Here is a 26,160-nt window from a genome sequence, read left to right as displayed (position 1 = left end):
TATGGATAAGTATTGTCGGGCCTGTCTCAAATCTAAGACCGACAGATACAAATAACAACGAGTAAGAACATAATTCTCAACTTACTGTTATGCCTAGGCATTTATCACCAAATGCTGCTTATTCCTTAAGTAAACCATAGCATATGCAACGGATCTTTCCTGTTTAAAGTTAATCAAAAAGGTTCTAACTATTAATAAGATAGTCGTTTCAAGAGCTTTTTTGCTTGAGCCACTAATTTGACTTCGCCCCTTAAAGTCAAAGGTGGATTAAGCAAGGTTAAAACAGCGAAAAAACGATGATTTGACTAAACTATAGTCGTAAATATTGGGGTGACAAATATTTGACTAAGCCAAGGGCAGGCGAGGTAAATATGGGACAAATCGATTTACGTACCTTGTTAGGTACGACAGTAGTTATTGGCCTTGATGGCAACATTAAGCAACTAGAAAATGGCGAGTCTCCATTATCTGGAGAACTGGTTATTCAAGAGCTTTCTCAACCGAATGATGTGACAATACAAAGAGTGGGAAGAGACGGCACAACCCAAGATATCACATCAGATGTTCAACAAGTATTTGAAGCGATTGCACAAGGTCTTGATCCTGCAGAACTTGGAGAAGAATTTAATCCGGCTGCAGGTGAAGGGTTGGGTTCAAGTCCTCAAGTGACGGGAGCAATTGACAGAACTGGGGCTGAAAGTCTGGCCGCAACTTTGTTTGAGACTAACGCTAGTGGTTTCGGAGTACTTTCAAATACACAAATCTTATCTCTACTAGAACTTTTCCAAAGTTTCCAATCAGGGGAATTACTTACCCTTCCGGTGATTCAAGATATTAGTAGTCCAACTATTAACGAGGGTGAAAATGTTGTATTTGATATTACCTTAGATCAACCAGGTAGCCAGGATACTGAGTTAACACTTATTCTCAATGATGGAACTGCTTTTGATGGACAGGACTTTGATAGTCTGTTGGTCGAAATTTCTCTTCCAGATGGCACGGTTGTAAACCCTCAACTAGGTCCACAAGGGGAGCTGATCGTTACTCTACCTAGCGGTGAAAGCGGACTACAACTTACTATCCCTACTATAGAGGACGACATCACTGAAGGTGATGAGTCGTTTACGCTATCCGGGACTACCACAGCACAGCAGACTCCTGTTCAGGGAACGGCAATTATCGTTGATAACGATGATATGCCTACGGTTACCGATGTGGCTTTGGTTGGGGAGACCGTACCAGAAGGGCAACCCGCTGAGTTTAAAGTGACGTTAAGTAATGCCAGCAGTAGCGACCAAACTTACACGATTGGCTTAGTCAACGGCACGGCAGGTGATGATGATTACGACACCAACGTGTCCAACATTGTGTTCAGCGATGGCGTGACCTACGACGCCAATACCGGACAAATCACCGTCCCAGCGGGCGTCACTATGTTCACTGCAACAGTGGACACCACGCAAGACACCATCGATGAGCCAGATGAAACCTTCGACCTGCAAGTCGGTGGAGTGACTGGCACAGCGACCATTATTGATGATGATGGTGTGCCAACTATTACCGATGTCGCTTTGGTTGGCGAGACCGTACCCGAAGGTCAAGCCGCAGAGTTTAAAGTGACGCTAAGTAACGCCAGCAGCAGCGATCAAACCTACATGATTGGTTTGTTAAACGGCACGGCAGGTGATGATGATTACGATACAAACGTGTCCAACATCGTGTTCAGTGATGGCGTGACCTACGACGCCAATACCGGACAAATCACCGTCCCAGCGGGCATCACCATGTTCACTGCAACAGTGGATACCACGCAAGACACCATCGATGAGCCAGATGAAACCTTCGACCTGCAAGTCGGTGGAGTGACTGGCACAGCGACCATTATTGATGATGATGGTGTGCCAACTATTACCGATGTCGCTTTGGTTGGTGATACAGTCCCCGAAGGCCAACCCGCTGAGTTTAAAGTGACGCTAAGTAATGCCAGCAGCAGCGACCAAACTTATGCGATTGGCTTATTCAATGGCACGGCAGGTGATAATGATTACGATACAAACGTGTCCAATATCGTGTTCAGTGATGGCGTGACCTATGACGCTAATACCGGACAAATCACCGTCCCAGCGGGCGTCACCATGTTCACTGCAATAGTGGATACCACGCAAGACACCATCGATGAGCCGGACGAAACCTTCGACCTCCAAGTGGGTGGGGTGACAGGCACAGCGACAATCCAAGATGACGATGACACACTAGTTCCCCCCCCTGTTGTTACCGAGGTAGGAATTGATCTAGATACAGGTGATACACGCGTACCGGAAGGTGATGATGCGGTGTTTACGGTTAAGTTGAGCAATACCAGCGCGACAAGCACCGCATTTGATATTGGCTTGCTCAATGGTACTGCAACCATAGACGATTACGATGAAGCGCTCGACAATCTCACATTTAACAATGGAGTGACGTACGATCCGGTGAATCAACAGATCATAGTGCCAGCAGGTATAGATGAGTTTACTGTTGCAGTTAGTACGGAGCCAGACTCAATAGATGAGCCAGATGAAACCTTCTTCTTAAACGTGGGTGGTGTTGCGGGCATTGCAACCATCGTAGATGACGATGAACCACCTGTTCCACCGCCTGTTGTCATCGAGGTGGGGATTGACCTAGCGACAGGTGATACACGCGTACCGGAAGGTGATGATGCGGTGTTTACGGTTAAGTTGAGTAATACCAGCGCGACAAGCACCGCATTTGATATTGGCTTGCTCAATGGTACTGCAACCATAGACGATTACGATGAAGTGCTCGACAATCTCACATTCAACAATGGAGTGACGTACGATCCGGTGAATCAACAGATCATAGTGCCAGCAGGTGTAGATGAGTTTACTGTTGCAGTTAGTACGGAACCAGACTCAATAGATGAGCCAGATGAAACCTTCTTCTTAAACGTGGGTGGTGTTGCGGGCACTGCAACCATCGTAGATGACGATGAACCACCTGTTCCACCGCCTGTTGTCATCGAGGTGGGGATTGACTTAGCGACAGGTGATACACGCGTACCGGAAGGTGATGATGCGGTGTTTACGGTTAAGTTGAGTAATACCAGCGCGACAAGCACCGCATTTGATATTGGCTTGCTCAATGGTACTGCAACCATAGACGATTACGATGAAGCGCTCGACAATCTCACATTCAACAATGGAGTGACGTACGATCCGGTGAATCAACAGATCATAGTGCCAGCTGGTGTGGATGAGTTTACCGTAACGGTTGGCACAGTGCCTGACACCATCGATGAGCCGGACGAGACCTTCTTCTTAAACGTGGGAGGTGTCCAAGGCACGGCAACTATTGTTGATGATGATCTTCCCAACACACCGCCGACGGTACGTGATTTTGGTATTTTGTTGGATATCGAAGACGGAATCTTTCCTGTTCAAGATGTTGATTTTGACAGCGTAACTGGCGCTGGACTGCAAAGAGTAGAAGATTTGGAGGATGACGCTGTAACTGCGAACGATGGGGATATAGAAATCGAAATCATTGAACTTCCTTCATTTGGTGAGCTTTTCTTTGTAGATGAAAACAATCGAGAAGTCATTATAGATCAAGATTTTATAAATGATTCCTCTAGCAAATTATACGAAGATACAGAGGTTAAGTATCGACTTACGGAAGACTTTTTTGATGAACAGAGTTTTGACTCCCAAGATCTATTGGATGAATTTGACAAAGACTTCCTAGCTGATTCAGTTGATGTGAATGGATTGAGCTTTTACGGAGGGACAATCGATAGCAATGGTGATTTTGTAAATAATGCTCAGATCAAAGTTGATTTTGCTGCTCAACAAGTAGGCTTAGTTGTCGTGTCACCTGGAGAGACTGGACAGGGTGATGAAATCAGTACCAGTGAATTCATTGCCATTGATCTCGATGACGGTCTTGAAGCGAAAGAAGCAAGGTTAAATTTGGCAAGCTTGAATGACCGCTTCAATAGTGGTGCTGCATGGATAAACGTTTATTTTTACATGGACGGAGTTCTAGCTGAGACCCAGGTTATTCAAACTGATGACATTGTATTTACCGGAAACCAACAGGGCTTTGCTACGGTCGCCATTAGTAGCGGTAGCTTTGACGAAATTCGTTTATTCCCAGAGACCGACAGCGCGAGTGATAAAGCGAGTTTTACATTAGTAGGTACACAGATTACCAGCTTCAATAATGTAAATGATTCATTTGACTATCAAGCAGTCGATTCAGGAGGGCTCACAAGCACTGATACTGCAACAGTTGATATCGAGTTCTCTAATGTCTCTGTAGACGCAGTAGAAGCTTCTGCTGTCCAAGTAGCGTCAATGCAAGCTAACAACATAGTTCAAGGTACTGACCAAGATGATACGTTGGTTGGTACGGATGGTAATGATATCTTGATTGGTGGACTTGGCGACGATCTGCTTACCGGTGGAGGTGGTAACGATGTCTTTAAATGGACAGAAATGGATGATGCCACAGATACAGTGACTGATTTTGGTGACGGAGATTCTTTAGACTTTGTGGACTTGTTTGATGGCGTCACAGAATACGATCTATCTATCTTGTTAGATGATCTGAGCTCTGGTGATTATGCTGGGCAAGTTGATGATGTTTCGGTATCAGTAACCGAAAGTGGGATTAACTCGACCTTGACTATTAACAAAGATGGTCAACAACTCGAAGTTAACTTTGATGGAGCATCTGCCGCTGATATTGCGAACAGTCTCATTAGCAACCTTGAACAACTAAGAGAATAAAAAAACGGAGCGCAGCTCCGTTTTCTTTTTAATCGACTTTAATCAGCGATTAAAGCACCTTACATGCAAAACCTTTAAGGTAGAAGCCTTCTGGGTATGCTGTATCTGTTGGGTGATCAGCTGCTTGCTCGAAACGTTCTACGAATTTTACTTGGCGATTCGCATCTACTGCTGCATCGGCAATGATTTTTTGGAACAGAACTTGGTCCATTAAGCCTGAGCAAGAATAGGTCAGCAGCGTGCCACCAGGCTTAAGGATTTGCATTGCTAGCATATTGATGTCTTTATAGCCACGACATGCACCATTCAATTGCGCTTTACTTTCAGCGAATTTTGGTGGGTCCATGATAACTACATCGAACTTTGTGCCTTGATCGCGGTACTCGCGCAGTAGTTTGAATACGTCTGCGTTTAGGAACACCGCGCGCTTTTTCGAGATATCAAACTCATTAAGTTCGGCGTTAAATTTCGCGGTATCCAGTGCAGGTTGTGACACGTCTGCGTTGATAACACGTTTTGCACCGCCTTTTAGTGCGTATAGACCAAAACCACCGGTGTAAGAGAAACAGTTGAGAACTTCTTTGTTCTTCATGTATTTCACAGCTTGCTGGCGGCTATCGCGTTGGTCTAGGTAGAAACCTGTTTTATGACCGCCAACGATATCTACGCTGATCTTCACGCCGTTTTCTTCAATAACCACTGATTTTGGTGGCTCTTCACCGTGTAACACACCAGTCGTTTCTTTCAGACCTTCTTTTTTACGTACTGCTACATCTGAACGCTCGTAAACGTTGCAATCAGGGAAACATTCCACTAGCGCATCAACGATCGCTTGCTTGTTGTATTCTGCACCTGCACTTAACAGCTGACACACGAAGAAGTTTTGATAGCGGTCGATTGTAACGCCAGGTAGGCCGTCAGATTCCGCTGCGATCAGACGATAACCAGTCAGACCATCGCGCTCGATAACGTCTTCACGAAGAAGTTGAGCGTTGTTGAAACGCTTAACGAAGAACGTTTTGTTGATCTCTTCTTTTTCAAAACTCCAGATACGCGCTCGAATTTGAGAAGCAGGCGAGTATGCAGCTTTAGCTAGCCATTTTCCGTCGTGAGTGAATACATCAACGGTTTCGCCAAGAGCTGGCTCGCCCTCAACTTTACTGATGCCTCGAGAGAAGATCCAAGGGTGCTTACGCTTTACCGATTTCTCACGACCTTTAACCAAATAGATAGCAGCTGTCATTTCTTTAGCTCTTGTTGAATTTTGAAAGGGGCGTATTGTCCGGGATGTTGCCCGCAAAAGCAATATCCATCGACAATCCAGTCATTTGCTGAGGTTTCATTTTCAGCTCGATGCGCAAAGCTGACGGGGAATACTCATGTGCAATGGAAACAAAAAAGGGCCACCGAAGTGACCCTATATTTTTCAACTTATAACTAAGCTTTAAGTCCTGTCAGTAGAGACTCCATTGTGTCACTCTGAGCACGGAGTTGTTCAACATTTTGAGACGTTGTGCTGATCATATTACACACGTTATTTGCTTGAACACGAACTTCTTCTACGCTTGAGGCAATGTTATCTGCAACCACGCCTTGCTCTTCCGCAGCAGTTGCAATCTGAATGCTGCTGTCAGAGATAGTTTGGTTCTTATCTGCTAGTGAGCCGATCTCGTGATTTACTTCTGCCATCAGAGTTTGGCCTTCGTTGGCGTTATGCACCGTTACTTCCATTAGCTTAGTAAGCGATTGGCTGTTACGTTGTAGCGCCTCAATCATCGCTTGAATTTCAACCGTTGCTTGTTGAGTACGTCCCGCAAGAGCACGAACTTCATCAGCAACGACGGCAAAGCCACGACCTTGTTCGCCTGCACGTGCCGCTTCGATAGCCGCATTCAGTGCAAGTAGGTTAGTTTGCTCAGAAATACCATTAATGGTTGTAACCACTTCATCGATTTGTGCTGCGTTCGCATCTAATTCTTCAACCGCTTGAGACGCAGATTGGATCTCAGTCGATAGATTTGAGATAGAGTGAAGGGTATTTTCTACTTTCACCTGACCAGACTGCGCAACGCTGCGAGCATCTTCAGTCTGTGTGCTTGAACTGTGTGCCAGTGTTGCCACTTCACGAATAGTCGATGCCATTTGTTCTGTTGCACTAGCTAGAGAGTTGAGGTGCTCTTGCTGCGTATTCGAGATTTCAGAGCTGTTTTGAATCGACAGGTTAAGATCAGAACTGATTTGCTGCATCAGTGCGACAGATTCTTGAATCGACTGAACCATCTTTTGTTCACGATCTGCCACTTTATCGATAGTGATTGCAATTTCACTGAACTCATCACGGACACGGAAGAAGTTCATACGTGCGGTTAGATCACCATCCGCTAGCGTGTTTAGTGCTTTATTCATTGTGAACATTGCACCGCCGATGAACGTCATGATGTAGTAAACACCAAGCGCAATGATGAACAAAGTGACAAGAATGATACTAACTTGAGTAGTGGAAAGTGCAGTCCATAGAGATTGATCGTGGTTCGCAACAAGGCTGAATGATCCATTTAGAACAGAAATGGCACCTGGGCCAGTACCGAAGCTGATCGTCTCCGAAGTTGCAAGTAACGCAGAGACTTGTGATTGGTTGAGATTTCCAGCCTCAATAAGGTTTTTCATTAGTATCAATTCTTCTTGATACAAATGTCCCAACATAGTGTTTGCAGCACTATTAAGAACAAGCGTAAGAACAATTAAGGCAATGACGGGGAGCAAGAAGAGTAGATAGAACTTCTCTTGAATTTTTAAATGGATGAGATATTTATCAATCCAACGGAATGGAATTTCTTTCATAATAATAAAAACCAAATAAAAACCCACTATCCTTAGTGGGGTAAATAGACGTAAATAATATATCACTCAAATATAGGGAGCGGTATACGGATGGTACTAAAGTGTGAGAAGTTTCTGATAGTCGGTCATGTACAAGGGGTAGGATTTCGATACCACACATCACATCAAGGATTGAAGCTCGGTTTAACTGGATACGCTAAAAACTTAAATAACGGAGATGTTGAAGTGATTGCCTGTGGCACTGAAGAGCAAATTGCCGCCTTTTCGGCGTGGTTAGAGGAAGGGCCGCGGACGGCGACAGTAGACAGTGTCACTCAGGAAAGTGTGTCTTATAAGCCTTTCCGCGGATTTAAGATCTTATAGTTTTATAAACGGTCGTCTTATCAATAATGGTCTTACAAACATTTCGCTGGTTTTGGCAGACCAGCCAGTTTGGTTGCTTGTTTTGCAGGGCCTTTCTTAAACAGTTTGAATAGGTACTTACTGTTACCTTTTTCAGGGCCGTGCGCTTTTTCCATCGCTTTTACCAGCATTCTTACTGCTGGTGATGTGTTGAACTCTTCATAAAAATCACGCACGAAGTGAACGACTTCTAAATGCGCATCGGTAAGCTCGATGTCTTCATCTTTTGCTAGAAGCTCAATCATGCCTTCTTCCCACTGGGTGTGGTCAAGTAGGTAGCCTTGAGCATCGGTTTCAATTTCTTTGCCATTGTAAACGAACATAGCTTTGCTTCCGCTAAGTAACCTTTGATACGTATAGGGTAGCGTAGAGGGTAGCGTATTCTCAACAAGAGAATCCTCTAAGCTTTTTGAACGATGTAAATATGTGCAGCCGAGAGTAGAGCTTGGAAAGGGGCAAACGGTTTGGATAAATCAACATCTATTCACTAATTTGTCTTTTTATGCGTTTAGTTAGAAAATTCTCGGGGTGAGTATTTTTGTTTTTGCATGAGTATTCATAAATGTGATGAGTGATATGACTACGACGCACCAATTTACGAACCAGAGTAATCGTTGGAATAAAGCTGAAAAGAAAAAGCCCGAAGTAGAACCTCGGGCTTTTAAGTTTTGAACTCAACCTAACAGATTAATCGTCGTTCATGATGCCTAGGATGCTAAGTAGGCTGATGAAGATGTTGTAGATTGAAACATACAGCGTAATCGTTGCTGAGATGTAGTTTGTTTCACCGCCACGAATGATGCCTTGAGTGGTCATTAAAATCGCCATCGTTGAGAATACGATGAACAAGCTGCTCATTGCCAAGTGAAGGATAGTTGATTGGATGAAGATACTTGCAATCATACCTACTACTAGAACAACGAACAGTGACAGCATTAGACCACCTATCATAGATAGGTCGCGCTTAGTTGTTAGTGCGTAAGCTGAAGCTGCCATAAATGACAGGGCTGTACCACCAAGAGCAGTGAGAACAACATCGCCCATACCAGCGCCGATGTACATATTCAGAATTGGACCAATGGTGTAACCCAAGAAGCCCGTGAATAGGAACGTAAATACAAGACCAAGGCTGTTGTTGCGGTTTTTCTCAGTCAAGAATAGCAAACCGTAGAAACCAACCAGCATCAGGATAATACCTGGACGCGGCAAGTTAAACGCCATAGAAACGCCAGCAACCAGTGCTGACCATAGTAAAGTCATTGAAAGTAGTGCATATGTGTTACGCAATACTTTGTTGGTTTGTAGAGCACTCTCTTGAGTAGTAGTGCGTGAAAACATAGGACTGTTCATAATCTTCCTCTATAAGGGACCGTCTTATCTTTGATATATAGACATATATGGGCCCGAAAGTTCAATAAATCAAGCCCGACACGTCTATCTCTAGAACAAAATAATAATAGAAATAGTGTGTTATGTATGTGGCAACTTGTAACACAATATTACCACCTTGCATAGCAAACAACGGTTTAATACTCAAAGCTCTGAAGACCAGCTCACGAAGTGTTTGTAAGATTGTGCAAATTTACAACGTATTGAATCAACTGGATTTTCGTAACTTTGGTTTTAAGCACGTTGTTGAATAAAGAAAAGCGCTGATTTTTACTCCAGCGCTTAGATTTTTCAGCGTCTTTCACCCCACTTGGTTCGAGGGGCGATGCAAACCCATGATTAATGATGCAGAATTTGAGCTAAGAAATTCTGCGTTCTATCCGATTGAGGATTTTCAAAGAAGTCGACAGGGTTGTTTTCTTCAATGATTTCACCAGCATCCATAAAGATGACTCGGTCGGCAACTTCCTTCGCAAAGCCCATCTCGTGCGTTACACACAGCATCGTCATGCCTTCTTCCGCTAACTCAACCATTACATCTAGAACTTCACGAACCATTTCTGGGTCGAGTGCAGAAGTCGGCTCGTCAAACAGCATTACTTTAGGGTTCATGCACAGAGAGCGTGCGATAGCTACACGTTGCTGCTGACCACCAGAAAGCTGACCAGGATACTTGTCGGCTTGATCTGGGATCTTAACGCGCTCTAGGTACTGCATTGCGATTGACTCAGCCTCTTCTTTGGGCATCTTCTTCACCCAGATTGGTGCGAGAGTGCAGTTCTCTAATACTGTAAGGTGAGGGAATAGGTTGAAGTGCTGAAAACACATACCCACTTCACGGCGAACCGCTTCGATGTTCTTGAGATCTTCTGTGAGTTCAGTGCCTGAGACATAGATGCTGCCAGCTTGATGTTCTTCCAAACGGTTTATGCAGCGAATCATGGTCGATTTACCTGAGCCAGAAGGGCCACAGATAACGATTTTCTCGCCTTTCTTTACGTCTAGGTTGATGTTCTTTAGTACGTGAAACTCACCATACCACTTATTCATGTCCTTCAACTGGATCATATAATCTTGTTGTTGCGTCATAATACGTCCTTGATCTTGATGAGTTATCGTTTGTGACCGGTATGCAGTTTGTTTTCAAGCCATATCGAGTAACGCGACATGCCAAAGCAAAATACCCAAAACACTAACGCGACAAATACATAACTTTCTGTTGCGAAGCCTAACCACTCAGGGTCGGTATTCGCGGCTTGCCCAATACCCAGCACATCAAACATACCAATAATAAGTACCAGACTGGTATCTTTGAACAGGCCAATGAAGGTATTAACAATAGAAGGGATAGTGATCTTCAGTGCCTGAGGCAAAATGATGAGCCCCATTTTCTTCCAATAGCTTAATCCGAGTGCATCTGCCGCTTCATATTGTCCTTTCGGAATCGCTTGCAAGCCACCACGTACTACCTCCGCCATGTAGGCGGCACTGAACATGACCACACCGATAAGCGCACGGATCAGCTTGTCGGTTTCAGAGCCTTCAGCCAAAAACAGGGGCAACATTACTGATGCCATGAACAGCACGGTGATCAATGGAACTCCACGCCATACTTCGATGTAAACAGTACAAATACTGCGAATGATCGGCATGTCAGAACGTCGACCTAGTGCCAAAGCAACACCAATAGGTAGCGATACGACGATACCAACGAGTGCGATGATTAAGGTAACTAATAGACCGCCCCATTTGTGTGTCTCAACTACTTCAAGACCAAACACACCACCGTATAGTAGAGCAGCGATGATGAACGGATAGATGTTAACAAAGAACAGCCATATCCAAATACGTTTTGGTGTTTTCTCGTACGCTAGCAACACAGTAAAGATCGCTAACGTGATGTAGAACAGGCGAGGGCGCCATAGCTCAGCTTCAGGGTAGAACCCATACATGAACTGCTCCCAACGGACGCTGATAAATACCCAGCACGCCCCTTCGCGAGTACAGTCATCTCTTGTTGTGCCAATCCAATCCGCATTAATAAACGCCCAATCAAGGATGTTCCAAAGAGCAGAAAACACAATGTAAGCTAGAATCAGCGTTACTATTGAGTTGACAGGGCCATTGAATAGGTTTTTGCGCAGCCAACCTACTATGCCAACAGTATTTGCTGGCGGCGGGAGATCAGGCTGAAATTGATGTGTGCTCATATTATCTCTCCACCAGCGCAACTTTGCGGTTATATAAGTTCATCAACGCAGAAGTCACCAAACTCAACGTCAAGTAAACGCCCATGGTCATCGCGATAATCTCTATCGCTTGTCCTGTTTGGTTCAGTGTGGTGCCTGCAAATACTGAAACCAAGTCAGGGTAACCAATTGCCATCGCCAAAGAAGAGTTCTTGGTAAGATTTAAATATTGGCTAGTGAGAGGAGGGATGATAATACGCAGAGCTTGCGGAATGACGACTAACTTTAGCGTCTTAGTGCGAGGCAAGCCGAGCGACATCGCTGCTTCTGTTTGACCATGGCTCACCGCATTAATACCAGAACGTACGATCTCGGCGATAAATGACGCAGTATAGACACTTAGTGCAAGAAGCAGGGCGGCAAGTTCTGGAATGATGCTGATACCACCGCGGAAGTTAAAGCCTTTCAATTCTGGGTATTGCAGTGAAATAGGCATTCCCGCTAAGAAGTATACGACTAAAGGCAGTACAACTACCAAACCCAGCACAATTCTGCCCATCGGTGTTTGCTGACCTGTTAAGCGTTGTTTATTGTTTGCCCATACATTGATCAAAATACTCGCGATGACACCAAAGACAAACGCTGCGATAACAAAACTGCTCCCCGCTTCCATAACAGGGGCAGGGAAGTATAAACCGCGTACGTTCAGAAAAATTGCTTCGCCAAGACTCATACTTTGTCTTGGTGACGGGAGGGCTTGAAGAACGGCGAAATACCAAAAGAAAATTTGTAGAAGTAGAGGGATATTTCGGAACGTTTCAATGTATACCGCGGCTAATCGACTTACCAACCAGTTGGAAGAGAGACGCGCGATACCCATGACAAAACCAATTATGGTGGCGAGAATAATACCCAGCACAGAAACCAATGCGGTATTAAGGAGGCCAACGACAAACGTACGCCCATAAGAAAACGTTTCGTCGTATTCAACAAGAGTCAGACCTATCCCAAAGCCTGCTTCTTGGTTAAGGAACCCAAACCCTGTCGCGATACCCCGAGCATCAAGGTTGTTGAGTGCATTGTTGATGATTGTATAGAAGAAAAATACCAGTGCAGCGATAGCAATGATCTGAAAAAGAGCAGAACGAAAGGCTGGATTGTATATCAGGCTCTTACTTCCGCTTGGTTTGGACATCGTACTTGGCGATGCATCATTCGTCGGTTTCATACAGCGATAACCTCAAACCCTTATTTATTCACGAAAAAGGGCGGCATAAACCGCCCTGTGATGATCGTTGTATTAGCGGATTGGCGGCGCGTACATGAAGCCGCCTGCATTCCATAGTGCATTGACACCACGAGAAATTTTCAGAGGTGAACCAGTACCAACTGTGCGCTCAAAGCTTTCACCGTAGTTACCAACTTGTTTGATAACTTGGTAGCCCCAATCGTCGCGAATACCCAGTCCTTTACCCTTTGGACCATCCACGCCAAGAATACGCTTGATGTTTGGATCTTTTGATTTCAACATCTCATCAGCATTTTTCGAGGTAATGCCATATTCTTCCGCGTTCACCATTGCTGATAGAGTCCATTTAGCGATATTGAACCACTGATCATCACCTTGACGAACTACTGGGCCCAGTGGCTCCTTCGAAATGATTTCTGGTAGAACCGTTGCAGCAGAGGGATCTTTTAGATTTAAGCGAAGAGCATAAAGGCCGGATTGGTCAGTCGTTAATACGTCACAGCGACCAGCATCGAAGCCTTTAGAAGTTTGAGCTGCAGTATCAAAGACTACAGGCTTGTAGGCCATTTCTTGGTTGCGGAAGTAGTCGGCGAGGTTTAGCTCAGTAGTGGTACCCGATTGCACACATACAGACGCGCCATCAAGATCTTTAGCGCTAGAAACGCCAAGGTCTTTCATTACCATGAAACCCTGACCGTCATAGTAGTTTACACCAACAAAATTTAGACCAAGAGCGGTGTCACGGTGCAGTGTCCAGGTAGTGTTTCGTGAAAGTACATCAATCTCACCCGACTGAAGTGCAGTAAAACGTTCTTTTGCAGTTAGGGGTACATATTTAACTTTCGTTTTATCCCCAAGAACGGCAGCAGCCAATGCTTGGCAATATTCTACGTCGATACCTTCCCATTCACCTTTTGAGTTTGGGTTAGAGAAACCAGGTAGACCAGTACTTACGCCACAAGTAAGAAAGCCTTGTTTTGTCACTTTGTCCAGAGTAGTGTCTGCAGCTTGTGCTGATGTCGCCATCATTGCAGTAGAAGCCGCTACGACGGAAGCAAGAATTGTTAGTTTATTTGCCATTTGTATCCTTCCTGTATGATCCATGTTTAATCAGGAGCGACCTGATACAACGTGTCCTGTTTTGTTTGTGTTATTGTCCTACGTGATTGATTTTCGAAGAAACGGCAATCGCAAAATCAATCCGTTATAAGCGTAGGAAAGGATCTGCTAATTCTCAAATATATAATTTAAAAAGGTTTTTGGAGAGAACTCACAAAGCGCCTTGAGATTTAGAATGACGAAATGTTAATTGTTTGTAAATAGTGCAACTAATTGTCGAATTGGTGCATCAGAACAATCACGCAAAGAGGGTTTAAAACGGAAGGATAAAAGTTTGTTATTAAAACTGTCATTAGTGTAGGTTGGCTATGATAGCGAAAATTTTGAACAAAAATTATTTGTGACATCAAAACAAGGTGAACAGGTTGCCCTGTTTTTGGTAGCATGAATTTCGGTAGTTATTTAAAGTAATCATGGATTGAAATGCGATATTTTCCTCTGTTCTTAGATTTAGTCGATAAACCCGTGCTGGTTGTTGGCGGTGGTGAAGTTGCCAGCCGTAAAGTAGAAGCTTTACTTAAAGCAGGGGCTGACGTCACCATTGTATCCCCGAGCTTGGTCGATTTTCTTGCAAAGTTGGCAAACGATCACCAAGTGCGTTGGGTTCAGCGCTTTTACTCTAGTGACATTGTCACTGGTTCGTTTGTTCAAGTTTGGGCGACAACGGATAATCCGGCACTGAACCACCAAGTTTATAAAGATGCTAAGGTGCTGGGCATCCTAGTGAACGTTGTTGACGACAAGCCTTATTGTGATTTCATTACGCCTTCGATGATTAATCGAGGTCGTATTCAAATCGCTATCTCTAGTGGTGGTGCTTCACCTGTTTTGATTCGAAATATTCGTGAAAAGCTAGAAGCGATCCTGCCACAAAATATGGGATTGATGGCTGAGTTTGCTAATTCAAAACGCAATTCGATTAAGGAAGCACTGCCTAGTGTCGATTTACGTCGTAAATTTTGGGAGAACTACTTCTCACACCCAGATGTTGAGAATGCACGTGATAACCGTGAGCTTGAAACCATTTACCAACAAACAATGACAAAGCCTCTAGATGACCAAGGAAGCTGTACTTGGATTCAAGTAGGTAATGATGTCGAAATGCTACCAATTAAAGCTGTGCGTTACATGCAGCAAGCTGAACTCGCATTGTATTCAACAAAGTGCGAAGCAGATGTTATGGAACTCGTAAGAAGAGATGCCGAGCGTGAGTCATTCTCGAGTGCCACTGAGCTATCTGATATGCTGCAAAAAGCAAAAGAGGACAATTTACGAATCTGTGTCTTCGTTCCGCAGGGCACGAGTGAGTTTTCCCTTTTGCAAGGGCAAGACTTAGTTATCTAAAAGCGATATCTCCTTCCTTCTAAGCGATACATACAAAAACGCCGACGATTCTCTCTCGTCGGCGTTTTTTATTCCACTATTCCTATCCAATTATAGGGAGAATAGGAGAGCGCAATTAATCACGGAAGTTGTTGTACTGGAATGGGATACCCATATCTGCTTCACGGATCGCTGCAATCGTCGCCTGCAAGTCGTCACGCTTCTTACCTGTAACACGAACTTTGTCACCTTGGATCGAAGCTTGCACTTTAAGCTTTGCGTCTTTGATCAGTTTAACTAGCTTTTTCGCGGTTGGAGTGTCGATGCCTTGGCGGAAAGCGATATTTTGGTGCCAGTTTTTACCTGTTGCTTCTGGATTTTTCGCGTCCATAGCATTTGCATCAATATTACGCTTAGCCAGGTGGCTACGCAGGATGTCACGCATTTGCTTAAGCTGGAACTCACCTTCTGCTGACACTTTTACGTTTTCTTCTACTAGCTCAAAGCTCGCATTCACATTGCGGAAATCGAAACGAGTAGACAGTTCTCGGTTAGCATTATCAACCGCGTTACGTAGTTCAACGGTATCGATTTCTGAAACAATATCAAACGATGGCATGAAGATTCCTTGATTATCTTGTTATAGGGAAATTACTTACTGGATTTTACTGCTTCTGCCAGCATATCTAGCATAGTCACAGTATCATCCCAACTCAGACATGGGTCAGTGATAGATTGACCATAAGTAAGGTTGTTAATATCAGTCATTGGCTGATTGCCTTCAATAATGAAGCTCTCTGCCATGATACCAGCAATACGAGTGCTGCCTGACTTAATTTGGTCACAAATGTCTTGTGCTACTTCTATTTGTTTGCGGTGTTGCTTTTGGCAGTTAGCATGGCTGAAGTCTACAATCAAACGTTGTGGCAAGTCGAACTCAGCAAGTGCATCACACGCTTGCTTCACTGATGTCTCATCAAAGTTTGGACCTTTTTCACCACCACGAAGAATGATGTGGCCATAAGGATTACCGCTAGTACGGTACACCGTCATACGGCCATGCTTGTCTGGAGAGTAGAAGTAATGCGATGCTTTTGATGCACGGATAGCATCAATGGCAATTTTTACGTTACCGTTGGTACCATTCTTAAAGCCAACTGGACATGAAAGAGCAGACGCCATTTCACGGTGGATCTGAGACTCTGTGGTGCGAGCGCCAATCGCTCCCCAAGTAATCAGATCTGCAATGTATTGACCAGTGATCATATCAAGAAACTCAGTAGCAGTAGCAAGACCAAGCTTGTTGATATCCAGTAGCAGTTTACGTGCTTTGTGAAGACCAGCTTCTAGCGCGTATGAACCATCTAGGTTAGGGTCAGTGATAAGACCTTTCCAACCAACTACTGTACGAGGCTTCTCGAAATAAGTGCGCATGACGATAAATAGTTCGTCTTTGTACTTATCTTGAATGCTAGCAAGGCGCGTCGCGTAGTCGATCGCTGCTTCTGTGTCATGCACTGAACAAGGGCCAACGATAGCAAGAATACGATCGTCTTCGCCTGTTAGGATTTTTTCAATTTGACGGCGAGATTGAGCTATACGATCCGCGACATCGTCAGTAATTGGATACACGCTTCCAAGCTCTGCGGGTGTAGGCATTGGACCCAATGGTTGGGTTCTCAATTCATCTGTTTTAATAGGCATGTTATAGCTTTTTTCTCTATTGCGAAGCGGTAAAGATAACGGAATTATAGTTAGGAATAAACCGTTTAACGGTATTCTTACCCAGTAAATAGTGCTTTACCTATGTGGAAGTGCTCATTTATTCACGGCATTTATCTGTGAGGGCGCGTTTTACGCAATGCTATCAATGCATAGCGACTTGATTTTTAGAGCAATATTCCTATTTTCAAACATAACGAATTGAGCGGCGGCAACAGTAGTTGTGAGGGGCTTTATTCAGTTTGATAATGAACTGGTTGTTAGGCTCGACCATGCTCCATATAAAAGAAGTTAGCGGAGTTTTGGTATATATCGACATACCCGAGAGTAAAATGAAATGACATTGACCTCTGGTTTTAACTTCGTCTTGTTAACATTTCTTTGACATTTAAAGCGTTGGCTGATTAACTGGTCAGACTAGTTTGGTAGGGAGACCAAAAAATGTTGTCAGCAGTGCGTCGTGCAAACTTCTATTTAAATATGTTTGGTTTTACAAAAGTGCCGCTAATTTGGCTATGTAGACCAAAGATATTAGCTATTGACGAGAAGCACGTTGAAGTAAGAATTCCTCTGAAACGACGAACCAAAAACCACCTAAATAGTATGTATTTTGGTGCTTTAGCTGTGGGCGCAGATGTAGCTGGTGGCTTTCTGGCTATGAGTAAAGCGGAAGAGCAAGGTGAGAGGATTTCTTTAGCATTCAAAGGTGTTAAAGCGGATTTTTTGAAGCGTCCAGAGGGTGACGTTCATTTTGTTTGTCATGATGGCCCCTTAATTGATGACATGTTGCGAAGAACATTAGAAACGGGGGAGCGAGTTAACCAAGATGTGAAAATTACGGCTTTATGTCCAAGTTTGCATGGTGATGAGCCAATGGCAGAGTTTTCTCTTACTCTGTCGATAAAAAAAGCAGCCCAAAAACAAGCTGCTTAATATCATTCATTGTACAAGTCGTGGTTAGGTCAGTTCTATTTTTTCGATAGAGACGATTTTGGAGCGGTTTAATACGACTTTCCAACGGTAATAAACCGGATCATCCGTGTGGTTGTCTTCTTTGACTATCACATTGAGTAAGTGTCTTTTCTCAACAGATTCTTTACTTACTTGTCCATCCGCCAAGCGATAAACACGGTTTGAGCTTTTATCCATTAGACGAATAATTGGACGCAAGCTGATGTTTAAAGTCTCACGAGTCTGTTCGTAACCACTTAAGAAGAGAGAAGTGGCCATTTCTGTCTTAGCGTGGTAATGAAGAATTTGCTCTTCGCGCTGAACAACGCGCTTCTTACGGATATTTTGAATGCGGTCAGGCAAACTCGAAAGTGAGCGGTAATCTAACCATTCCAACTTACGGCCAACGACTTTCTTGGTGGTCGGATCCATGTACTTCTTACGCCATTTTGGCTTACCTTTTCGGATCCAACGCCACATCGCATCACGGAGGTCATCTTTAAAGATTTCGCGTAGAGCATAGATGAAAGACATCGCGATAATAAACGACGCAGAAATCTCACCAAGGTAATCACGAGCAAGAATCACCGTACTTGTGACAACAACCATGACTAAGCCTGTCGCAATACCTTTGATTGCACGCTTGATGTTATTGCCCATCGACATTGTTTTTTCGCGTAAAACGATAGGGTGCTCAATCAAGCGCCTTAGCAAACGCATCTTATTCGATAGACGCGTTACATCATCAACCACACTTGCAGAGTTATAATTGTTCAATTTACGGTGCGCTTGCTCTTTCTCACACAGGGTGATCAAACGCTCTTTAATTGTGCTGTAATCACCTTCTCGTGGAAGATGAGCAACTAACGACAAAAACTTCTGCTCAGTATACCAAGATAGGTAGTTATCAATATTTACGTAGTAGCGCTTGAGGCTTTCTTCATATGGAATCGAGCGACGAAGGCGTTTTAAAATATCCAGCGTTAGCTCTATAACTTCATCTACCTCTTCAGCGGTGACACTGTCACTCTCATGTTTATTCAGCGCTGCTACTGCTTTATCGAGTGCAATGACGTACTGATAGGCGAATAAACTCAGACTCACGCGGTATTGCTGGTTAGATAAACGGCCTCGTTTTGCTAAACGACTGTGCACTAGAGGGAGAAGTACCTCAGTACTGTAATAAGAACGTTTTTGGGTGATCGAGGTATAGTAGAACTCAGACTCACTGATGATGTCGGAATTTAGCCCCAATTCCCCTGGGACAAAAAAGTAGATATCAAGGTCAAGTGTTTTACTCTTTGCCAATGCGTGGCTAATTTTTAAAGTTATTGAGTCTTGTTTATCGACAGTGACCAAGGAAGGCTCCTGATGTTGCTAAAGCAATGTGTACCCATATCAAGATAGTTGAATTACTAGGGAGGTGGTTGAACAGCAACAGCATAACAGAGAGGTTTGCTTTTCTCTCTGATTTTCTTGTTAGTTTGGGTATAATTCCCAGTAAATTTAAAAAGAGACAAATTCGATGATTAAAATTGGTCAAATTAACAGCTTAGAAGTCATTAAAACGGCTGATTTTGGCGTATTTCTGGATGGTGAAGATTACGGTTCTGTATTGCTGCCTAACAAGCATGTACCAGAGGGCACAGAATTGGGTGATCACCTAGACGTATTTCTTTACTTTGATTCAGAAAGTCAGCTAGCTGCGACCATTGATAAGCCAATTGCTCAAGTGGGCGAATGGGGACTTATGAAAATCGAAGGCATCAACAAAACGGGTGCATTCGTTAACTGGGGTATTAAAGAGAAAGACCTTCTTATCCCATTCAGCGAGCAACGTGCTCGTTTTACTGCTGGCCAAAATATCCTGGTATACGTATACACAGACAAAGCATCTGGTCGTATCGTAGGTACGACTAAATTCAACAAATGGCTAGATAAAACTCCCGCTAACTATGAAGTAAACGAAGAAGTTAACCTTATCATCGCAGAGCGCAGCCAACTTGGTTACAAAGCGATCGTTAACGGTGAGCACTGGGGTATGATCTTCCCATCAGATGTCTTTGGTAAGCTATTTATCGGTAAGAAACTGAAAGGTTACGTTAAGAAAATTCGTGAAGACGGAAAGATTGACTTAGCGCTTCAAAAAGTTGGTGTTGCGAAGATGGATGACCTATCGAGCAAGATCATGGAACAACTTGAGAAGAAGGGGGGGGATTCTTACCTCTTAACGATAAGTCTTCTCCAGAAGCAATTTTTGAAGCGTTCCGTACTAGCAAAGGTACTTATAAAAAGACCATTGGCGGGCTATACAAGGACGGTAAGATCGTTATTGAGAAAGACGGTATCCGTCTGGCTTAATAAGCTCGCTAACCCCTCAAAAAAAGGTTGCTGGTTGAGTTCGTTATAGCTGGTGAGCTTTGAGCTCACGTTGACAAATGCTGCAGCCAAAAAAATGGCCCAAACTCGTCCTTTTTTTGGGCCTAGGGGAAACGGCTCCTTTAGAGCCTGCGCTAAACTCGTCACCAACGTAGGTTGTTGGAAATAGTAGAGAGAAATGCCTATTCAAAGCGAAGCTTTGATACATTCAGTTTAGTACAGGGCACTCGAATCGCTAGTGAGCTCAGCTCCAATCATGCTTTATAACTAAAAAGCCATCGTAAATACGATGGCTTTTCATTTATTTATAGCATGTCAATTTGTTACTAAAATAAGTTCTTATCACGCACAAGTTCGCGTGGCAGACCGTTTTTAATGCGATTGCTGACCCATTTTCCAAGACCAATGATCGCACCTTCGTACTTAACGAACACTTCGCCTTTACCTGTCTTCATATCTGCTGGAATGTTTTGTGGGCGAACATCGCGACCCATGTACCACTCGCGTGCTTCTTCAATCGTTAACTCAATAGCATTTTTCTCATCGCCGGTAGCTAGAGCCGTTGCGACTTGGTGTTGCCAGCGGTAACCGTTCTTGTGTGCTTCAGCAATTTTGATACCCATACGAGAGAAACGCAGTTCACCAATCATTGGCTCTAGCGCGTCAGGGAAAAGCCAAACATCTTTGTCGCGAATCCAAACTGTGCTGTCTTCAGGCACTTTGATATCCATCGTATTTTGTAGCTGTTTAGCAATCTCTGCTGACTCTTTGTTTGATGCTTTCGCGAATGGGAATTTACCCATGCGCTTTTTCACTTTTGGTGCTTCAACTGCTGTAAGTTTACGAATGCGAGCGACGAAGAAGCCCTCACAGTCATAGACTTGCGGGAAAATATGCAAGAAGCCTTCTTCTGTAAGCGCCGCTTCGGCATTTTCGAACAGATCTTTTAAGCTTTCGAATTCAACCGCGTCACCAAATGTCTCTTTCAGGTGATGACAAACTTGTTGGTTTTCTTCCGTGCTTAGCGTACAGGTTGAATAAACCATTACGCCGCCTGGCTTTAGAGCGTGGAACGCACTTTCAATCAGGTCTTTCTGAGTATCTGCAATTTCCACTACTGACGCTTGCGTCCAGTTTTTCATTGCATCTTCATCTTTACGAACCGTACCTTCACCGGAACAAGGTGCGTCGAGTAAAACGGCATCAAACTGTTCAGGTAGCCAACCACCAAAGACACGGCCATCGAAGTTGCTAAGCGCGGCGTTACGAACGCCACAACGTTCGATGTTGGCGTGTAACACTTTGACACGACTCGCTGCGTATTCATTTGCAACCAATACGCCTTCGTTATTCATCAACGCGGCGATTTGAGTCGTTTTAGAACCTGGCGCTGCGGCAGTATCTAGAACGGCATCGTATGACTCATCGTTCATGAATAGGGCTGATACAGGCATCATAGAGCTGGCTTCTTGAATGTAGAAAAGCCCAGACATGTGCTCAGCAGTATTTCCAAGAGGAACAATCGACTCATCAGCTTCGATCCAAAAACCTGTTTCACACCAGGGTACAGGGAAAAGTGTCCAGCCTTTTGCTTCTGCGCGCTCTAGAAACGCTTCTACACTTATCTTCAGTGTGTTTACACGAATACTTTTGCGAAGTGGCTTTTGGCACGATGCGATAAAGTCTTCCATGTTAAGGTGAGCAGGGAGAATAGTTTGGATTTTTTCCAGAAAAGCTTCTGGGATGTAAACATTAGGATGCAAAGTGAAATCTCGATTGCAGAATTTGCTGCAAATAATATACGAAAGCGACTCAGAAACGAATACTCATGCTGCGATGGTCATAAAAAAAGAGCAGCGATTGCTGCTCTTTAGATTGAGATTATTATCGCTTCTCGCGATTACGGTTTTGGAATGGCGGTGCGCCATTTTGACCAGTTCTCGTCTGCTTGTGGGTACAGATAGAATGATTGACCATCTTTTGCCGCAGGCGGGATTTGTGATTGTTCCGGGGTAGAGAAAGCAATACCGCCACGAACTAAGCTATCAAATGTGCCTGCTTTGATGTTCGCGCCAGTAATGCCAATTGATACATCTACACCTGAGACATTCCAGAACACACTATTTTGACGAACAAGGTAAGCGTATTCAGGTTGTATCTCAATCTTAGTGACAATACGATCCGCAAACTCGCCAAGACGAACATCAGTCACGCTGCCAACCTCCATTTGACGGTATAGAATTGGGGTGCCAACCTGAACTGAACCTCGCTGCTCACTTTGAAGTGTGAACGAGACGCCTTTTTCTGCTTGCTGACTTTTAGCTAAATCAAATTTAAATTTTTCTGTACCATGACCAGGTTCAACACTGATTGATTTCGAGACCAACGCACCTAAGTTTTTCACGCCACCTATCCCTATCTCGGGTTCAGTTAGCCAGAAGTGTGAGCCTTTAACTGCAACATCATTGACAAACTCTGGCAGAATTCGAGCGGTGACGTCGATATGCTCTTGTTTAAAGTTCGGTACAACTAATGTAACTTCACCGACTTTCACTCCTTGGTAATTAATCGGCATGCCTTTTGTTACTTCTTGAGTCCCATCGGTGACCAGTTCAATGATTCGGCCAAACTTACGCGCTTTGTTCTGGTCATTATAAAGCTTCCAGTTCTGTCCTATTTTATTCTCAATCCCTGGAATAGAGTCGAAGGCGATACCGCCTTTTATCAGCGTTTTTAATGGATGAGCTTTGACGCTAATACCAGCCAATGACGCTTCAACTTCTACTCCTGAACGGTTCCAAAATACCGTTTGGTTAGTAAGTAGGTGTGCATAGCGATTTTCAATTGTCGCTTTTACAATTAAACCGCCATCAACAAGGTTGAAGTCAGAGACACTTCCGACAGGAAGGTTGCGGTAGAGTAGAGGACTGCCTTTTGAAATAGGAGGAAGCTCGTTGGCAAAGAGCGTCAAAGTTTGTGACCCGCTTTGGTTATATTTTGCTAATTCCGCAAGAGAAGCACTTTGGAACAATTGATACTCGCTAGTGATGGACTCTTTTCCTTCACTAACAAAACTGATTGAACCGGTTAGAAGCTGCTTTGCTGGTGGCACGGTGACGCTTAAACCTGATTCAGTTAACTCAGCAGAAGCACTGCCGGTCACATAGAAGCGGTTATTAGATTTAATTAAGTGCTTGAACTCATGGTCAATGAGGACATCCATAAACACTTCATGTTTGACTTGTGTAGCGCTCTCTTTATCCAGCAAGCCAACGTTGATAATCGAACCTACAACGATTCCTTTGTATAAGACATTTGCCCCAGTATCTAAGCCAAATGAGTTGTCCGACACTAAGCGAATGGCGATAGACTTTTCTTGCTGTTGATTGAAATCTGTTTTACGAATAGCACTGAAACGACGAGCGCGATCGCCTTGCTCTGGGACGATGGTAAGGAAATTACCGCGAACTAGGTTAGTGATATTTTCCACCCCAGAGAGTGACACTTTCGCTTCTTCTAAGATGAACTTTGTATTTGTTGTTAGCATGTCACTAAACGCTGGCTGAATCGCAGCAGAGGCAAGAATTAACTCTCTACCCTCAGATAGCCCCAAGTCTGTGATTTGGCCAATCTCAATGCCGCGGTACATGATTGGTGCGCCTTCACCGCTAATATTGTTGTCGTCGGGTAGTGCGATCTTAATCGGAATACCTCGACCAGCCGTTTTTAGATCGCGATACAGTCTGAACTGCTTGTTTTCTTCTACTGGTTCACCATCATCCGGGGAATCAACGGCTATTGCCCCACCAAGAAGGGCGCTCATGCTCTCTAAACGAACATCTACGCCATCAAAACCGATGCTCGCACCAATACCACTCACATTCCAAAAGCGACTTCGGTTATTAATAATGTGTCGGTACTGCTCTTGAATGTTGGCATGGATCGAAATGGATTTTGCGTCTTCATTTAACTGGTAGCTGTACACTTCGCCGATAGGGATCTTTTTATAGACAATCTGAGACCCAACCGACACGCCACCCAAATCCTTACTCTTGAGTATGATATTAAGACCTTGAGTGACGCGAAGATCAGTAGGTGCTGAATCTAAAGCATGAAATGTTGTTTCGTACTCTTTGCTATTGCCTGGCTGAATAGAAATATAGTTACCAGAAACTAAGGCGTCTAAGCCGGAGACACCAGACAAACTAGCCGTCGGTTTAACTAGCCAAAATCGTGTACTTTCATTCAATAGCTTTGTGGCTTCTGGATAAATATCCGCATCAACGTAAATGTTACTGAGGTCTTTAGATAAGTTGATGTCTCTGACGATACCTACCTCTAACCCTTGATATCGGATCGTCGTTCTGCCCGCTACTAATCCCGCGGCGTCAGAAAAGTAAATTTGTACTCGTTGACCTGCATCGTGAATGGATTTAACCACTAACCAGCCGGCAAGTACCATGGTAAGAATAGGTAATAGCCAAAGAGGAGACAGGCCAATACTTTTCTTTACGTCAGGGGAGTAAGAATTTTGAGAACTATTCTGAACACTCATTTATGAACTCTTTTTTTATAGTCTGGAGCATTATCCCAAATAAGCCTTGGGTCTATGCTATCTGCTGCGAGCATAGTTAAAACAACTACTATTCCAAATGCGACTGCACCATAACCTGGTGTGAAATCTAAAATCTGTCCACGGTCGACTAGCGTCATCATTATTGAAATAACGAATAAATCCATTACTGACCATTTGCCAATCCATTTTACAGCGAAGTAAACCATCATACGCTGTTTATGAAACACAGAACGCTTGAACTTGATGCAAAGTAGGATATAGGCCAAACCTAAAATCTTGATGACGGGGACGATGATACTGGCGACAAATATAATTATTGCAATGCCGTACATGCCATTTTTAACTAATCCAGCAACACCTGAAAAGATTGTATCTTCTAAACGTCGTCCATTTGTGATCAAGATAGATATAGGAATTAAGTTAGCGGGGAAGATTGCAATCGTCGCTGCAATTAAGTACGCCCACGTTTTTTGAATGGAGTTTGGTTTCCGATGATATAGCACATGATGGCATCGTTGACATTTATCACCTTCGGGCTGTGAAAGGTGACACTCATGACAATGAATATCTTTGTGCTCGAAGTGAAAAGCCCGTTCTGGTTGCCAGGCTTCCCAATATCGACGAACGCTGATACGGGTGATTAATAATACAGTAAACAATTGAAGGAGAACTAAGCCAATAAGCCCAGGACCAACGAAAATATCTGAGTAATCTTGGAGCTTAAAACATGAAATGGCGATGCTAACAAGAAATACGTCAATCATCACCCAATGCTTTAGGTGTTGAACAAGCCAGAGTGAGATACGCATACCGTTAAACCAGCGGATCTTCATCGATGCATGAGCGACGACAACAGAGCTACAAACGATAAATGGAGCTAGAGAACTACAAAATAGAATCAAAAGTGACAGTGCAACGAAACCTTCGTCCATTAACGTAATCATTCCAGCAGGGAGGGTTGCCGGGATCATGACCCCAACTAAACGAATACTGATGAAGTCAAAGAAGTGGGAAGGGATGAACAGTAATAAGCAAGTGACGGCAATTGCCAGATTCCCAGAAAGGCTAGGAGAGCCTCCACGATAAAGTTGCGTGCCACATCGAGGGCAATAGGCGTGTTTCCCTCTAGGTAGAAGGAGGGTATCGACAGGTAATTCGCAACCCTGACATAGTCTGACATTGTCAGGGTTATTTGCATGCTTATCTAGAGAGGCCAATATGACC

18 protein-coding genes and 1 pseudogene are annotated in these 26,160 nt (G+C 43.9%); 5 read left to right on the top strand and 14 right to left on the bottom strand.

Going from position 1 to position 26,160, the window contains the following annotated elements; genetic code table 11:
* Positions 1-371: 371 nt before the first annotated feature.
* Entirely contained in the window at positions 372-4,796 is a 4,425-nt protein-coding gene (locus B853_RS07650) for a Calx-beta domain-containing protein (protein ID WP_128826840.1), read from the top strand.
* 49 nt (positions 4,797-4,845) lie between these two features.
* Here B853_RS07650 and B853_RS07645 read toward each other — a convergent pair whose 3' ends face one another.
* Positions 4,846-6,039 (bottom strand): class I SAM-dependent methyltransferase, encoded by a 1,194-nt coding sequence (locus B853_RS07645; protein ID WP_010448074.1) that lies wholly within the window; start codon positions 6,037-6,039, stop codon positions 4,846-4,848.
* Between the two features lie 194 nt (positions 6,040-6,233).
* Positions 6,234-7,637, bottom strand: a complete 1,404-nt coding sequence (locus tag B853_RS07640) for a methyl-accepting chemotaxis protein (RefSeq protein ID WP_038887225.1) — start codon at positions 7,635-7,637, stop codon at positions 6,234-6,236.
* A gap of 90 nt (positions 7,638-7,727) precedes the next feature.
* Here B853_RS07640 and yccX point away from each other — a divergent pair, with 90 nt between their 5' ends.
* Positions 7,728-8,000: an acylphosphatase gene (yccX, locus tag B853_RS07635; protein WP_010448072.1), complete on the top strand. Its 273-nt coding sequence runs from the start codon at positions 7,728-7,730 to the stop codon at positions 7,998-8,000.
* A 32-nt stretch (positions 8,001-8,032) separates the two neighbouring features.
* Here yccX and B853_RS07630 read toward each other — a convergent pair whose 3' ends face one another.
* The 6 genes from B853_RS07630 to B853_RS07605 all read right to left on the bottom strand — a co-directional run bounded on the left by B853_RS07630 (position 8,033) and on the right by B853_RS07605 (position 13,946).
* Positions 8,033-8,362 (bottom strand): TusE/DsrC/DsvC family sulfur relay protein, encoded by a 330-nt coding sequence (locus tag B853_RS07630; protein WP_010448071.1) that lies wholly within the window; start codon positions 8,360-8,362, stop codon positions 8,033-8,035.
* Between the two features lie 364 nt (positions 8,363-8,726).
* Positions 8,727-9,389, bottom strand: a complete 663-nt coding sequence (locus B853_RS07625; RefSeq protein ID WP_038887224.1) for a Bax inhibitor-1/YccA family protein — start codon at positions 9,387-9,389, stop codon at positions 8,727-8,729.
* 378 nt (positions 9,390-9,767) lie between these two features.
* Complete coding sequence (locus B853_RS07620; RefSeq protein ID WP_029560978.1) at positions 9,768-10,517, bottom strand: amino acid ABC transporter ATP-binding protein; 750 nt, start codon at positions 10,515-10,517, stop codon at positions 9,768-9,770.
* A 23-nt stretch (positions 10,518-10,540) separates the two neighbouring features.
* A complete protein-coding gene (locus tag B853_RS07615) occupies positions 10,541-11,638 on the bottom strand; it encodes an amino acid ABC transporter permease (RefSeq protein WP_010448065.1) in 1,098 nt (365 codons plus the stop codon).
* Between the two features lies 1 nt (position 11,639).
* Positions 11,640-12,845 (bottom strand): amino acid ABC transporter permease, encoded by a 1,206-nt coding sequence (locus B853_RS07610; protein WP_038887222.1) that lies wholly within the window; start codon positions 12,843-12,845, stop codon positions 11,640-11,642.
* A gap of 72 nt (positions 12,846-12,917) precedes the next feature.
* Positions 12,918-13,946 (bottom strand): amino acid ABC transporter substrate-binding protein, encoded by a 1,029-nt coding sequence (locus B853_RS07605; RefSeq protein ID WP_038887220.1) that lies wholly within the window; start codon positions 13,944-13,946, stop codon positions 12,918-12,920.
* Positions 13,947-14,408: 462 nt separating this feature from the next.
* Between B853_RS07605 and B853_RS07595 the strand changes: the two genes are divergently transcribed.
* Complete coding sequence (locus tag B853_RS07595; protein WP_038887218.1) at positions 14,409-15,329, top strand: precorrin-2 dehydrogenase/sirohydrochlorin ferrochelatase family protein; 921 nt, start codon at positions 14,409-14,411, stop codon at positions 15,327-15,329.
* Between the two features lie 115 nt (positions 15,330-15,444).
* Here B853_RS07595 and B853_RS07590 read toward each other — a convergent pair whose 3' ends face one another.
* A complete protein-coding gene (locus B853_RS07590; protein ID WP_010448055.1) occupies positions 15,445-15,927 on the bottom strand; it encodes a YajQ family cyclic di-GMP-binding protein in 483 nt (160 codons plus the stop codon).
* A gap of 32 nt (positions 15,928-15,959) precedes the next feature.
* Positions 15,960-17,012 carry a 3-deoxy-7-phosphoheptulonate synthase gene (locus B853_RS07585; RefSeq protein ID WP_010448053.1) on the bottom strand — a complete coding sequence of 351 codons (1,053 nt, stop codon included), beginning with the start codon at positions 17,010-17,012 and terminating at the stop codon, positions 15,960-15,962.
* A 459-nt stretch (positions 17,013-17,471) separates the two neighbouring features.
* Between B853_RS07585 and B853_RS07580 the strand changes: the two genes are divergently transcribed.
* On the top strand, positions 17,472-17,963 hold the full coding sequence (locus B853_RS07580; RefSeq protein WP_010448051.1) for a PaaI family thioesterase: 492 nt from the start codon (positions 17,472-17,474) through the stop codon (positions 17,961-17,963).
* 24 nt (positions 17,964-17,987) lie between these two features.
* Here the strand turns inward: B853_RS07580 and B853_RS07575 are convergent, their stop codons facing one another.
* Positions 17,988-19,340 carry a hypothetical protein gene (locus tag B853_RS07575; RefSeq protein ID WP_010448049.1) on the bottom strand — a complete coding sequence of 451 codons (1,353 nt, stop codon included), beginning with the start codon at positions 19,338-19,340 and terminating at the stop codon, positions 17,988-17,990.
* Positions 19,341-19,506: 166 nt separating this feature from the next.
* Here B853_RS07575 and B853_RS07570 point away from each other — a divergent pair.
* Positions 19,507-20,342: pseudogene (locus B853_RS07570) on the top strand (CvfB family protein).
* A gap of 344 nt (positions 20,343-20,686) precedes the next feature.
* Here B853_RS07570 and rsmF read toward each other — a convergent pair.
* The 3 genes from rsmF to B853_RS07550 form a co-directional block, all read right to left on the bottom strand.
* Complete coding sequence (gene rsmF / locus B853_RS07565) at positions 20,687-22,123, bottom strand: 16S rRNA (cytosine(1407)-C(5))-methyltransferase RsmF (protein WP_038887215.1); 1,437 nt, start codon at positions 22,121-22,123, stop codon at positions 20,687-20,689.
* Between the two features lie 137 nt (positions 22,124-22,260).
* Positions 22,261-24,915, bottom strand: a complete 2,655-nt coding sequence (locus tag B853_RS07555; protein WP_128826838.1) for an MlaD family protein — start codon at positions 24,913-24,915, stop codon at positions 22,261-22,263.
* Positions 24,912-26,153 carry a paraquat-inducible protein A gene (locus B853_RS07550; protein WP_029560977.1) on the bottom strand — a complete coding sequence of 414 codons (1,242 nt, stop codon included), beginning with the start codon at positions 26,151-26,153 and terminating at the stop codon, positions 24,912-24,914. The genes B853_RS07555 and B853_RS07550 overlap by 4 nt, the downstream gene beginning before the upstream one ends.
* Between the last annotated feature and the right edge of the window lie 7 nt (positions 26,154-26,160).

Origin of the sequence: Vibrio rotiferianus CAIM 577 = LMG 21460, assembly GCF_002741985.1 — a bacterium.
GTDB lineage: Bacteria > Pseudomonadota > Gammaproteobacteria > Enterobacterales > Vibrionaceae > Vibrio > Vibrio rotiferianus.
This window is presented reverse-complemented; position numbering and strand designations above follow the sequence as displayed.